Annotated in this window: 9 protein-coding genes; 5 read left to right on the top strand and 4 right to left on the bottom strand. The window is 58.0% G+C overall.

The genetic code is table 11. The features are described from left to right. The 3 genes from coaE to uvrB form a co-directional block, all read left to right on the top strand. A partial coding sequence (gene coaE, locus DWZ15_RS02275; protein ID WP_233544605.1) for a dephospho-CoA kinase occupies window positions 1-740 on the top strand: 740 nt, incomplete at its 5' end. Next, window positions 733-1,314, top strand: coding sequence for a lytic transglycosylase domain-containing protein (locus DWZ15_RS02270; RefSeq protein WP_118449120.1), 582 nt, complete (start codon window positions 733-735; stop codon window positions 1,312-1,314). The genes coaE and DWZ15_RS02270, both read left to right, overlap by 8 nt. Window positions 1,315-1,365: 51 nt before the next feature. Further along, a complete protein-coding gene (gene uvrB, locus DWZ15_RS02265) occupies window positions 1,366-3,606 on the top strand; it encodes an excinuclease ABC subunit UvrB (RefSeq protein ID WP_118449118.1) in 2,241 nt (746 codons plus the stop codon). Between the two features lie 65 nt (window positions 3,607-3,671). Here the strand turns inward: uvrB and DWZ15_RS02260 are convergent, their stop codons facing one another. From DWZ15_RS02260 to DWZ15_RS02245, 4 genes are all read right to left on the bottom strand, one after another. Next, a complete protein-coding gene (locus DWZ15_RS02260; protein ID WP_118449116.1) occupies window positions 3,672-5,312 on the bottom strand; it encodes an NAD(P)/FAD-dependent oxidoreductase in 1,641 nt (546 codons plus the stop codon). A gap of 80 nt (window positions 5,313-5,392) precedes the next feature. Further along, window positions 5,393-6,664 carry an NAD(P)/FAD-dependent oxidoreductase gene (locus DWZ15_RS02255; RefSeq protein ID WP_118449114.1) on the bottom strand — a complete coding sequence of 424 codons (1,272 nt, stop codon included), beginning with the start codon at window positions 6,662-6,664 and terminating at the stop codon, window positions 5,393-5,395. Then, window positions 6,665-7,495 carry an Mrp/NBP35 family ATP-binding protein gene (locus DWZ15_RS02250; protein WP_118449112.1) on the bottom strand — a complete coding sequence of 277 codons (831 nt, stop codon included), beginning with the start codon at window positions 7,493-7,495 and terminating at the stop codon, window positions 6,665-6,667. A gap of 145 nt (window positions 7,496-7,640) precedes the next feature. Continuing rightward, complete coding sequence (locus DWZ15_RS02245; protein WP_158572477.1) at window positions 7,641-9,794, bottom strand: LTA synthase family protein; 2,154 nt, start codon at window positions 9,792-9,794, stop codon at window positions 7,641-7,643. Window positions 9,795-9,987: 193 nt separating this feature from the next. On the opposite strand from DWZ15_RS02245, the gene uvrA reads away from it, so the two are divergent. Further along, window positions 9,988-12,867, top strand: coding sequence for an excinuclease ABC subunit UvrA (gene uvrA, locus DWZ15_RS02240; RefSeq protein ID WP_118449107.1), 2,880 nt, complete (start codon window positions 9,988-9,990; stop codon window positions 12,865-12,867). A gap of 132 nt (window positions 12,868-12,999) precedes the next feature. After that, window positions 13,000-13,500: a Cys-tRNA(Pro) deacylase gene (gene ybaK / locus DWZ15_RS02235; protein ID WP_117746693.1), complete on the top strand. Its 501-nt coding sequence runs from the start codon at window positions 13,000-13,002 to the stop codon at window positions 13,498-13,500. Window positions 13,501-13,533 lie beyond the last annotated feature (33 nt).

Below are 13,533 nucleotides of genomic sequence, written 5' to 3'. Positions count from 1 at the left end.
CCGAGGCCGCCTCGATCAATTTGCGAAAGAATCTTGACGGTACCTCCTTCTTTTGTATTTGCGCGATAATAACTCCCATTGGCGTTAGGGAGGACTTGATGTTTACCGTTTTTGTCTTGGGCAATATTGCTTCGGGTAAGTCGACTGCCTGCCGCTATCTTGAATCTCATGGCGCCATGCTTATCGATCTGGATGAGCTTGCCAAATCGCTGTATGTGCCAGGCTCCGATATCGTCAATGCTCTCGCGGAAGAATTTGGTTGGGACATTCTGGACGAGGAGGGCGGCATTCGCCGCAATGTCCTCGCTACTCGAGCTTTCGCCTCTCCTGATACAGTTGCGCGGCTCAATGGCATCGTTCATCCGGTTCTCATCGAACAGCTGTCACTGAGGATTCTTGATCCGGTTTGCTGCACGGTTTCGTCCCCCCGTTATCCCTTTGCGGTTGTCGAGGTTTCTGCCCCGACTGGTTTTGAGGATGCTTTTGGCCTGGCTGATGAAATTCTGGTAATCAGCGCTCCTTTAGCAGTTCGTCGCGAGCGTGCCATCCATCGTGGTATGGAGTCCTCTGATTTTGATGCGCGCTCTGCATGCCAACCCGATGAGGCTTCGCTTTGCCATCTCGCTACGACGGTAATCGATAATGCGGCAGGCGATAACTCGCTCTATGAACAACTGGACGCATGGCTTGCGCGCCATGGCTTCGGGGATGAAGTGGATAAGGAGGAGGCCGATGCCTAAGACACGTTTCTTTACGTGGTATCGCGTGGCGCCACTTGCCGTTATGTTTGTCTTCGGCCTTATTTCGCTCGTCTACTCGAATGCCCCTGCCGCCTTCTTTAAGCCTTTGTATCCAATTGACTACGAGGCGTACGTAAAGCAGTCGAGTATTTCGCACAATCTTGATCCGTATCTGGTGTGTGCTGTCATAAAGTCGGAATCGAATTGGGATCCCGAGGCTGAGTCGAATCAAGGCGCTCAGGGATTGATGCAGCTGATGCCCGAGACTGCCCAAGATATGATTGCCAAGGGTCTTGTCGATGGTAGCGAGTATTCAGCCGACGATCTTAACGATCCCGCTACGAATATCGAGTTTGGCTGTGCGTACCTCTCGTACCTCTTAACGTATTTCAACGGTTCCACGGATAGCGCTATTGCTGCATATAACGCCGGCATGGGCAATGTCGACGGATGGGCGCAGCAGAGCACGTCGCTTCATAATGCAATCACCTTTCCCGAGACGCAGGCGTATCTGATTCGTGTCAATAATGCCTGGGTTCGCTACAAGACCCTCTATCCCGATCGGTTCGTATAGGACAATGCCTGCCGCCTGCGTATACTGCAGATATATGAGTTAGGAGTATCCATGGCGGAATTTGAAGTTGAGCGTGTTGGAGGAGAGCTCAAACGTTTTGGCGTTGAGGGCTCTGAGGTGCCGTTTGAGGTCGTGTCTCCATACGAGCCCGCTGGTTCCCAGCCTAAGGCCATTGAGTCGCTTGTGAAGGGCGTGAGGGACGGAGATCGCTATCAGGTTTTGCTGGGCGTGACTGGTTCGGGCAAGACCTTTACCATGGCCAAGACCATCGAAGCTCTCGGTAAGCCGACGCTGGTCATGGCTCCCAATAAAACCCTCGCCGCCCAGCTCGCGAGCGAGCTCAAAGAATTCTTTCCCAACAATGCCGTGGTCTACTTCGTCTCGTACTACGACTATTATCAGCCTGAGGCATATGTACCGCAGAGTGATACGTATATCGAGAAGGATTCCTCGATTAACGAAGAGGTCGAGATGCTGCGACATCAGGCGACCGCATCGCTGCTATCTCGACGAGATGTGATCGTCGTCGCATCGGTCTCGTGTATCTATGGCATCGGTTCTCCCGAGGACTATGCAGGCTTGGCGCCGAACGTCGACAAGAAGGTGCCGCTCGAGCGCGATGACTTTATCCATGCGCTCATCGACATTCAATATGATCGCAATGACTATGACCTGGCACGCGGCACGTTCCGCGTGCGCGGCGATGTTGTCGACGTGTATCCGCCTTATGCGGAGCATCCGTTGCGGTTTGAGTTCTTTGGTGACGAGGTTGAACTGATTGCCGAGATCGACGAGGTCACCGGCGAGATGCTTCGTGAGTACGAGGCTATTCCCGTGTGGCCGGCCTCGCACTACGTGACCGAGAAGCCCAAGGTCAAGGCGGCTCTGAAATCGATCAGCGAAGAGTGCGAGAAGCGTGTGGCCGAGCTCAAGGCGACCGACAAGTTGCTCGAGGCACAACGCCTGCAGCAGCGTATCGATTATGATCTCGAGATGCTCGAGACCATGGGTTTTTGCAACGGCATTGAGAACTACTCGCGTCATTTGGACGGGCGCAAGCCGGGCGAGCCGCCGTTTACCCTGATTGATTACTTTCCCAAGGACATGCTCTGCATCATCGACGAGAGCCATGTGACGGTGCCGCAGATTCGCGGTATGCATGAAGGCGACCGATCGCGCAAAGTTACGCTTGTTGAGCACGGTTTTCGTCTTCCGTCAGCGCTCGACAACCGTCCGCTTCGCTTCGATGAGTTTGAGGCAAGGATTCCGCAGTTTATCTACGTTTCGGCCACGCCGGGTGACTATGAGTTGCGCGTGAGTCAAAACGATGTTGAACAGATCATTCGACCGACCGGTCTGCTCGATCCCAAGATCGACGTTCGTCCAGTCCGGGGCCAGATTGACGATCTTGAGGACGAGATTCGCGAGCGCGTGGCCCGCAAGGAGCGCGTGTTGGTGACCACGCTGACCAAGCGCATGGCCGAGGACCTTACCGACCACCTGCTCGACGCTGGCATTAAGGTCAACTACATGCACTCCGATACGGCGACGATGGACCGTGTCGAAATCCTGCGAACGCTGCGCGAGGGCAAAATTGATGTTCTGGTGGGCATCAATCTGCTACGCGAGGGTCTGGACCTCCCCGAGGTCTCGCTGGTGGCGATTCTCGATGCCGACAAGGAAGGCTTTTTGCGCAACCGCCGTTCGCTGATTCAGACGATTGGTCGTGCGGCCCGTAATGCCGACGGCGAAGTCATTATGTATGCAGACGTCGTGACCGATTCGATGAGAGAGGCAATCGACGAGACGCAGCGCCGACGCGAGATTCAGATGGCATATAACGAAGAGCATGGCATTGTGCCCAAGACGGTGCGCAAGGCCATCAACGACATCTCAAGTTTTATTGCCGAGGCCGAAAAAACCGTGGGTTCCAAGGGGCGCTCGAAGGGCGACTCTCTTGGACATGGCGCATTCTATACGCCCGATGAGTCGGGCGAGGGTGGCGTGCCGGAAACGGTGGCGCCCGAGCAGACACTTGCGGAGCAGTTGGAAGAACTGCCGCATGACGAGCTTGTGCGGATCGTCGAAACCATGGAAGAGGATATGCGTAACGCTTCTGCTGCCATGGACTTTGAGGAAGCGGCGCGCCTGCGCGATGCCGTCGTTCAGATTCGAGCGATGCTCGAGGGTGCGTCTGAGGACGAGACGATCGAGCGCTTACGTTCGCAGGCCCGCAAGGGTTCCACGTTCGCATCGGGCAGAAAACGCCAGGGTGCACGGTTTAAGAAATAGTGAACAGGCCCCGAGTTCCCTGTGGAGCTTGGGGCCTGTGTCTTTTGCGCGCTGGAATTCGTGCGTTAGAGGTCTGCGATCAGGGCTTCGGCACAACGGATGCCGTCGGTGGCCGCGCTCATGATGCCGCCGGCATATCCAGCTCCCTCACCACAAGGATAGAGGCCCGGGGTCGACACGGCATGGCACGTTCGGTCTCGGGTGACAGTGACCGGTGAGCTCGAACGAGTCTCCACGCCGGTAAGAACGGCGTCGGGGCGGTCGTAGCCGCGTAGCTTTTTTCCGAGTAGGGGAAGTCCCAGGCGGAGCGACTCGACGATATACTGCGGCAGGGCTTCGTCAATTGCCGTCCAGGTCACACCGAGCGGATAGGTGGGCTTTACCTTTCCGGGCGCCTTGCTGGCACGTCCTGCGAGGAAATCTCCGACGAGCTGTGCCGGTGCGTTCCAGTTGGAACCGCCCAGGCGATAGGCGGCCGCCTCGCAGGCACGCTGGAGCTCGATGCCGGCGAGTGGGTCATCGTTGGGAAGGTCCTCGGGTGTGACGTTAACGAGCAGGGCGGCATTTGCGTTGCGTCCGCCGCGGGCATTGAGACTGGCGCCGTTGACGCACAGGTGGCCCTGCTCGGAAGAGGCGGCGACAACCTGCCCGCCGGGGCACATGCAAAACGAGAACACGCTGCGGCCGTTGGGAAGATGGGCGACGAGCTTGTAAGGGGCTGCTCCGAGGGCAGGATGTCCCGCCGAGGCTCCGTATTGGACTCGGTCGATGTCGCGCTGCGGATGCTCGATGCGAACGCCCATGGCAAAGGTCTTTTGTGCGAGGGCCACGTTGTGGCCCTTAAGGAGCTCAAAAATATCGCGAGCAGAATGCCCGCAGGCGAGGATGAGGTGATTTGTCTCGATTGGCTCGCAAGCGGCGTCTTGGGACGATTGGACATCAATACCGGTGATGGCGCCAGACGCGTCGATGCGAATGTCGACGAGCTTCGTTCGATAACGGACGACACCTCCGAGCTGCTCGATGCGCTGGGATATAGCGGTGACAACCGTGGGAAGGATGTCGGAGCCAATGTGCGGCTTGGCATCCCATAGAATATCGCGGGGCGCGCCCGCCTCGACGAAGGTTTCGAGGATAAGGCGATGGGCGGGATTTTTGGTTCCCGTATTGAGTTTGCCGTCCGAGAAGGTTCCCGCGCCGCCCAGGCCAAACTGGATATTGCTCTCGGGGTCGAGGATGCGCTCCTTTAGAAAGAGGTCGATCGCCTGCGAGCGGCGAAATGCCGGGTCGCCGCGCTCGATGAGCAAGGGCTTAAGACCTGCTTCGGCGAGCGTAAGCGCAGCGAAAAGGCCGGCGCATCCGGCGCCGACAACGACAGGGCGTTCTTGAGGTGCGTCGGAGGCGGGGGAGGGGAATGAAGGCTCATCGTCTTCTATCGCGCGTACGCGCGAGCGGTCACGCTCGGCAACGCTGTCGACCGCTTCTCGCTCGAGGTGGGGACTAGTCAGCTCAACACGAAAGCTCAGGATAAAATGGACGTCTCGTTTTTTGCGAGCGTCGATTGACTTGCGGTGGAGCTCGATGGACTTGATCTCGGAGTCCTTGCAACGTAGGACGCGCTTGGCGACTCGCTTGCCAACAATGAGACAGGCATTTTCATCGTCGGCTTCATCGAGCGACGCGTTGACTTGGGTGATTTCGATCATCGAGGTCTCCTTAGAGGCAAGAAAGAGGCCGTCCGGTATCCCAGACGGCCCGAATGCGTTTTTGATTATAGACTGCGCGGCTACAGGCTGCTTGCAGCGCGAATGCCCGAGATCCAGGCCCACGCAAGGTTAAAGCCTCCGCAATCGGCGTCGATGTCGAGCGCTTCACCGCAGACGTAAAGCGGGGCGTCGACAACGCTGCGCGCGCGTAGGCTGGGTGTTGAGATGCTCTCGACAGATACGCCACCACGCGTGACCTGCGCTGAGCGCTCCTCGGCTGTTCCCTTGACGAGCAACTTAAAGTGCTTGAGGATCGAGACCAGGTGGATGACATCGTTGGAGCCTGGATGGCACTGCTCGAACGCTGTGCAGACGACGCGGGAGAGTTGCGGGGCGAGCATGCCGTCGAGCCAACGGGGATCGCGGGGCGAAAAGCCGCCGAGCAGCTCAACGCGCCGGTTGAGCGTATCGAGCAACTCGTCTTTGGAGAGGTCGGGGAAAACGTCGAGCAGGATCGTATCGCCGTGCTGGATACGACGAGAGAGGTTGAAGACAGCGACGCCTGAGATACCGAAGGTTCGAAACAGCACTTCACCGTCTTCGTGCCAGAGCTCATTATGATTGTGGGCGAGCGTCAAGCGGGCACGGACGCGCAGGCCATCCAACGTCTTGAGTGCCGCCCGATCGCCAAAGACCGTTGCCGATACGGGGCAGAGGATGGGGCGCAGCGAAGTGAGGGGGAGGCGAAACGTATCGGCGATACCGGTGGGGTTGCCGCCCGTAGCGATAATTACAACATGTGCCTGCAGGGCCTCGTTCTTGCGAGGGACATCGGCGAGCGCTTTCCGAAGCGAGCGGAGCTCCGATTTTCGGTTATCGTGCTTTTTTGCCTTGAGCGCCCGCGCTGGACGGTCTATTTGGAGTGTCCAGCCTTCGGAAGCTTTGTGCGCCGAGGCAGCGTTGGCTCCGCAGATTAAGGTGATACCTAGGCGGTCGCAAGCGTTGAGAAGTGCGTCGCGCACCGATTCGGCGCGAAGGGAGCGCGGGTACAGCCGGCCTTCCTCGGAGGTTGTCATGATGCCCAGCGAGGAGAAGAAACCCATAAGCTCTTGTTCGGGCTGGGGGCCCATGACGGATTCGACGAATGCGGGGTGGTTATACCGCTGAGGATCAATCGATTCGTTGGAGAGGTTGCAACGGCCGTTACCGGTCGCAAGGAGCTTGAGGCCGCAGGCGACATCGCGCTCAACGATGCAGACGCTTTTGCCAGCGCGTGCGGCCGTAATGGCGGCGGCGAGGCCTGAAGCCCCGCCGCCGATTACCAAGACGTCATAGAGGGCGCTCGCGTTCACTTAGGCCTCGTCTGTTTCGTGCGGGGTAATAGCCTCGACGGCAGAGACTGCCTTGGGCAACATGCCATCGGGCAGCGCGGTCTCGACCTCGCCCTTATCGCAGGCCTCGGCGAGTGCCGGATTAATGGGAAGCTGGCCCAAGATGTCGAGGTTATAGCGCTCTGCGACCTCGGGGAGCTTGCTCTTGCCAAAGACCTCGATTTTCTTGCCGCAGTCGGGGCACTCAATATAGCTCATGTTCTCGACAATGCCCAGAATGGGGACGTTCATCTTCTCGGCCATGTTGACCGCCTTGGCGACGATCATCGAGACCAGATCCTGCGGGCTCGTGACGATGACGATGCCGTCGACCGGCAGCGACTGGAAGACGGTGAGCGCGACGTCGCCTGTTCCCGGAGGCATGTCGACCAGTAGGTAGTCGATGGGGCCCCACGAGGTCTCGCTCCAGAACTGCCTAATGGCGCCTGCGATGACCGGACCGCGCCAAAGGACGGGGTCGGTCTCGTTTTGGAGCAGCAGGTTGGAGCTCATGACCTTGACGCCGTGCCCGGAGATTTCGGGCAGCATAAGGTTGCCAAGGGCATGGACGTGGCGTCCACTCATACCGAACATCTTGGGGATAGAGGGACCGGTGATGTCGGCATCGAGGACGCCGACCTTGTGGCCGTGACGGGCAAGCTCGGTGGCGATGGCACCGGTGACAAATGACTTGCCGACACCGCCCTTGCCGGAAAGCACGGCGATGACGCGCTTGACCTCGGACAGCGTGTTCTCCTCAAATTGCGACGGCGACGTTTGTCCGCCGGCGGCCTGTGCATGTTCGCAATCCATGTATGACTCCTTTGTATATGCTGGGGCCGGGGCCCCGCGATGTGACACGAGCGTCATTGTACCCTCGTTTGCGAGCGGGAGTCATTTGCGATGCGTTTGGGCCGAGCGTGCTTGCAATACGATGGGCCCAAGCGAATGGGCGGGCTTACTGAACTTTGCTGGCGAACTCGAGGTATTGCATGCGCTGCAGCTTGTCGATCGTCGAGGCGTAGGGGCTGTCTTTCGATTCCAAGTCGTAGCGCAGCCCGTCGGCACCGAGATAGCCGGCGACATTGATGGTGGGCACATCTGACCTTGTCGCAAGCAGGGCCTTTTGGTAATTGGTGAGCGGGGCGCCAATCTTATTAAGGGTAATGGCTGCAATCTCGTTTGCCCCGACGGTGTCGTAGACGTTGAGCCCGGTATTGCCGGCGATCTCATAGTTAGCCCAGACGAGATATGTCGACTGATAGATACGGAAAGCGTGGCTTGCCGTATCTTCCTGAGGGTACAGCTCATCGTTGAGAGTCGTTGCGGCGCTCGGCTGATGGTCGCCAAAAAAGACAAGAACAACCGGTCTGCCGATATTGCGGAGCTCGTTGATAAAGTACTCGAGGTCCCGGTCGGATGCGTTGATGCAGGTGAGATAGGTGTTGAGCGCGCTGTTGGCACCCTCACTGGCTCCCTCGACCCAATAGTTTGTCAGCTCTTCGGCGGGAACGGTGCCATAGTCGTAGCCGCCGTGATTTTGCATCGTGACGTCTAAGATGAACTGCGGGGCTTCGTCGGTTCTGAGCAGGTCGAGTATCTTGTCGTAGGTGGCATAGTCGCATACGCCGGCATGGTAATAGGGCGCACCTTCGAAATCGCCGATTGAAAGAAAGTCTCCAAAGCCAAGCTGCTGATAGATTTTATCTCGATGGTAGTTGACGGGGTTTTGCGGGTGCATAGCGGTAGTGGTATACCCAAGCTCTTTAAGGTCCTTTGCCAGGCTGTTGACGCCATTCATCTGATACAGCTGATAGGGGATTTTGCCTAATCCGACAAAGGCCGTTGTCGCTCCGGTCAAAAATTCGAATTCGGAGTTCGCCGTTCCGCCACCGGCGACCGAAGCGAGCATGGTGCCGCGAACAAGTGTGTCGGGAAGCGAGTTGTAGAATGCGGGGCCGGTGTACCCGGCCGCCTGGAGCTGCTCAAAGCACGAAAGGTCGCTAAAACTCTCATTCATGACGGCAACAATCGTCGGCTTGATTTCATTGAACTGGGCAACGGCCGCCGCGCGCTGCTCGCTCGAGCCATATGTGCTGTCGTAGGCGGCGGCGAGCTCCTGCTCGATGCTCTGCGCCTCATCGGGCGTATAGTCTTCGGGCTTCTCAATGGGCAACTCGTTGACCATTTCGGTGAACGAAGTGATAAAACCCTGAGACGCATACGTGGTGATGGGCTGCCAACGGTCAAATCCAAAATCCAGCGCCTGCTCCAAGTCGATGTTGGAAAAGCCTGAGAGCCCCACAACGGTCACTAGCAGAAAAGCACAGAGGTTAGCGGCGATAGCGGGGAAGACATGGGTGGGCGTACGGAGCTTTCGCGGTCGGATGAGCGAAAGAAGCCCCAGGGAAATCTCCAGCAGGGCGAGAGAGGTTACGATTCCGGCGGTAAAGGTAAACTCGTATCCCTCGCTCACTTCCATTGCGGTGCCAAGGGCCAAGATATCGCTTGGCAGGATGGCTTCGCCTTTAAACGTTATGACGAAGTGCTCGGCAATGCCAAGGATGCAGCAGACGACGGGCACGAGAGCCATGACGCCTCCATGACGCTGTCCCAGCAAATAAAGGGAGAGCAGAACCGTCGCGAGCAGCCCGACGGAAAACCCGAATGAGTTGGCGGGAATGCGATAGAACGTTTCGTTGCAGGCAATTTCGAGTGAAACGAACGAGAGCGCTGAAACAGCGGCGATGACAAGGATGTCACGGCAAATACAGGCAACCGTTCCCGTCGCAAGGTCGGTTTGGTCGATAAGCTCCGAAACCAAGGGCTCGACAAGAAGCATGACGGCGGCGGCACCGAGCGCCGAATAAGAAAGGACCCATAGGGAGCTGCCCTCATTTGCGAGCAATTGATTCGTAACCCATGCAGCTACCACGCCGAGCGGGATGAGGAGCGTCGCGCACCAAAAGACGCGGGCAATGGGTGGCTTTTCGTTGCGTTTGATTGAAAAATACACGCGCACGACGACGGCGGCCACGATAAGGACGGCGATGAATATGGGCAGATTGGCCATGTCGCTCGAAGTGATTTCAAGGGGGATATCTTCGGTCATGGACGTTCCTCTGGTACAGCAAATTAAGTTCAGTATTAGATTACTGTAACCTTTCCACGGCATTTCGAGAAACAAAGCGCCCGATACGCAAAGCTAAAGGTCTGCGAATCTTGTATTACGAACATCTGTGCGCGTCGAGTGCGCTAAACTCATCGGCAGTATGATTCGATGCAATAGGAGGCAAGGAGCTTCCATGTCTGATTCTTCTATCGTTATTCGCGGCGCTCGTGAGCACAACCTCCGTGATATCGATGTTTCCATTCCGCGTGACCAACTCGTGGTCATTACCGGTCTTTCTGGCTCGGGCAAGAGTTCGCTGGCATTCGACACTATCTATGCCGAGGGCCAGCGTCGATACGTCGAGAGCCTTTCGAGTTATGCGCGCCAGTTCTTGGGCCAGATGGACAAACCCGACTTGGATTCAATCGACGGCCTTTCGCCGGCGGTGTCGATCGACCAAAAGACGACGTCTAAAAACCCTCGCTCGACGGTTGGCACCGTAACCGAGATTTATGACTATCTGCGCCTGCTGTTCGCCCGTGTGGGCACCCCGCACTGTCCCGAATGTGGCCGTGTCATTGAGCGTCAGACGACCGATCAGGTTGCCGACAAGGTCTTGGCGGCGGGGGAGGGCCGCCGCGCGTTTGTGCTGGCACCGGTGGTACGCGGGCGAAAAGGCGAGTACACCAAACTGTTTGAGGACCTTCGCGCCGAGGGCTTTAGCCGCGTGCGTGTCGACGGTGAAGTGCGCTCGCTCGACGATCCGATCGATCTGGACAAGAAGTTCAAGCACGATATCGAGGTCGTGGTCGATCGCATCGTGATCCGTGAGAACTCTCTGGGCCGTATCGCCGAGTCTGTTGAGCAGGCGACCGCGCTGGCGCACGGCAATGTGAACGTATACTTGCTGCCCGACCGCGACGCTCCCGAGGGGACCGAAGGCGAGTTGCTGGAGTATTCGCTGGCGTTAGCGTGCCCGGAGCATGGGCACTCCATCGATGACCTGCAGCCGCGTGATTTCTCGTTCAACGCGCCCTATGGCGCGTGCCCAGAGTGCGACGGCCTGGGCTTTAAGAAGACGGTCGATGCCGAGGCCCTAATCGAAGACCCCTCGAAGTCGATCGCCGACGGGGTCTTTGGCAGCCTGTTTGGCAACTCTAACTATTATCCGCAGATTTTCGCTGCGGTCTGCAAACACTTTAAGGTGAGCGTCGATACGCCGTGGGAGGATCTGCCTCCGCGGGTGCGTCGCGCGTTTTTAGACGGCATGGGCGACCAGAAGATTTCGGTCGACTATCAAAAGCTCGATGGGCGCCGCAGCCAGTGGGACACCAAGTTCTCGGGCGTGCGCAATATCCTGTACGAGCGCTATACCGAGACGACGAATGAGAACACCAAGGCGCGCTTGGAGAAGTACATCCGCGAGGAGCCGTGCTCGAGTTGCCATGGTGCTCGTCTGCGCCCCGAGATGCTCGCCGTTACCGTAGGCGGTAAGTCCATTTACGAGGTCTGCTGCCTATCGTGCCGCGAGTCGCTCGAGTTTTTTGAGGGCCTGGAACTCACCGAGCGCCAACAGTTTATCGGCGGCCGTATCGTCAAGGAAATCCTGGAGCGCCTGCGTTTTCTGGTCGATGTCGGACTCGACTATCTGACGCTCGATCGTGCCTCGGCGACGCTTTCCGGAGGCGAGGCCCAGCGTATTCGACTGGCAACGCAGATCGGCGCGGGTCTCATGGGCGTGCTCTATATTCTGGACGAGCCCTCGATCGGTCTTCATCAGCGCGATAACGAGCGCCTGATCAAGACGCTTGAGCGCCTACGCGATATCGGCAATACCGTTATCGTCGTCGAACACGACGAGGATACAATCCGTGCCGCCGACTATGTGATCGACATGGGCCCCGGCGCGGGCGTGAACGGCGGACACGTGGTCGCCTCGGGAACGCCTGCCGATATCATGGCGTGCCCCGATTCGATGACGGGTGCCTACCTGACCGGCAAGCGAATGATTCGGGTTCCCGATGAACGCCGCAAGCCCGGTCGCGGCTGCCTTAAGATCACGGGCGCCCGCGCCAACAACCTCAAAAACGTTACCGCCAAGATCGAGTTTGGTACGCTTACGGTTGTTACCGGCGTGTCGGGATCGGGCAAGAGCTCCCTGGTTACCGACACCATTGCGCCTGCGCTTACGAATGCCATTCATCGCTCGACGCGTCCTGTGGGCCCGTACAAAAAGCTCGAGGGTATCGAGTGCATCGATAAGGTGATCGACATCGACCAGTCGCCGATTGGTCGCACGCCGCGTTCCAACCCTGCTACGTACATTGGCCTGTGGGATGATCTTCGCGCGCTGTTTGCGAGTACGCCGGAGTCGAAGGCGCGTGGCTACTCGCCGGGACGTTTCTCCTTTAACGTGAGCGGCGGTCGCTGCGAAGCATGCAAGGGCGACGGACAAATTAAGATCGAGATGCACTTCCTTCCCGATATCTATGTCCCCTGTGAGGTCTGCGGCGGCAAACGCTATAACCGCGAGACGCTTGAGGTCACCTACCGTGGTAAGACCATCTCGGACGTGCTCGACATGAGCGTCACCGAGGCACTGGCCTTCTTTGGGAATATCCCGCAGATTAAGCGCAAGCTCCAGACGCTGTACGATGTAGGCTTGGGCTACGTGAGCCTGGGCCAGCCCGCTACGACGCTCTCGGGCGGCGAGGCGCAGCGTGTGAAGCTCGCCAAGGAGCTTCATCGACGCCAGACGGGCAAGACGTTCTATATTTTGGATGAGCCGACGACCGGCCTTCATTTTGAGGACGTCCGCCAGCTGCTCGATGTGCTGCAGCGCTTGGTCGATGCGGGCAACACCGTGCTGGTGATTGAACACAACCTTGATGTCATCAAGGTTGCCGACCGCCTGATCGATATGGGCCCCGAGGGCGGTAACGGCGGCGGAACCGTCGTGGTTTCGGGCACACCGGAGCAGGTTGCGGACTGTCCGCAGAGTTATACGGGCAAGTTTTTAGCGCCGTTGCTCAGGCGTGACCGGGAGCGTCAGGCTCAACTTGATGCTCAATAAATAGGCGATTCAGTTTATGGGCGCCATCGACTCCTTGTGATTCGATGGCGCTTGCTGTGTCGAAGTGACGTATGCAGCCGAATTGGACATATACTTAATCCTTGCGTCCGAATGCGAGGGAAAGGATATGTCATGGCAAAGGCTGTAAAGACGCCAAAAACCAATGCGATGCGCGAGCTGGAAAGCGCCGGCATTTCCTATGTTCTACATACGTACGAAGACGATGGTGATGAGTCGGCGGGCCTGGGGGTCGCGATTTCGGAGCAGCTTGGCGAGGAGCCCGGTCAAGGATTTAAGACCTTGGTCTGCGTGACGCCGTCCAACGACCATGTTGTGTGCTGCATCCCTGTTGCCGACGAGCTCGATCTAAAGTCCGCCGCGCGTGCCGCGGGGGAGAAGTCCTTGGCCATGATGCATGTGAAGGATTTGCTTGCGGCGACTGGCTACGTTCGCGGCGGCTGCAGTCCGGTCGGTATGAAAAAGCGCTACCGGACGCTCATTGATGAAACATGTGTCCTTTGGGATACCATTTTTATTTCGGGAGGCAAGCGTGGTTATCAGCTCGAGCTTGCACCCGATGATTTAATTGCATTTTGCGGGGCGACGGTTGCCGCGATTACGAGAGAGGACTGAGCGATGCCGCAGGAAGAATTGAAGCGCGGAGCT

It is taken from the genome of Collinsella sp. AF29-7AC, assembly GCF_003475665.1.
Taxonomy (GTDB): domain Bacteria; phylum Actinomycetota; class Coriobacteriia; order Coriobacteriales; family Coriobacteriaceae; genus Collinsella.
Note: the sequence above shows the minus strand (reverse complement) of the source record. Positions and strands in the feature narration are given on the sequence as shown.

What these genes read in the sequence shown, in the direction of transcription:
- DWZ15_RS02270 (WP_118449120.1), top strand. Translation starts at nt 733, where the DNA reads ATGCCTAAGACACGTTTCTTTACGTGGTATCGCGTGGCGCCACTTGCC.
- uvrB (WP_118449118.1), top strand. Translation starts at nt 1,366, where the DNA reads ATGGCGGAATTTGAAGTTGAGCGTGTTGGAGGAGAGCTCAAACGTTTT.
- DWZ15_RS02260 (WP_118449116.1), bottom strand. Translation starts at nt 5,312, where the DNA reads ATGATCGAAATCACCCAAGTCAACGCGTCGCTCGATGAAGCCGACGAT.
- DWZ15_RS02250 (WP_118449112.1), bottom strand. Translation starts at nt 7,495, where the DNA reads ATGGATTGCGAACATGCACAGGCCGCCGGCGGACAAACGTCGCCGTCG.
- DWZ15_RS02245 (WP_158572477.1), bottom strand. Translation starts at nt 9,794, where the DNA reads ATGACCGAAGATATCCCCCTTGAAATCACTTCGAGCGACATGGCCAAT.
- uvrA (WP_118449107.1), top strand. Translation starts at nt 9,988, where the DNA reads ATGTCTGATTCTTCTATCGTTATTCGCGGCGCTCGTGAGCACAACCTC.
- ybaK (WP_117746693.1), top strand. Translation starts at nt 13,000, where the DNA reads ATGGCAAAGGCTGTAAAGACGCCAAAAACCAATGCGATGCGCGAGCTG.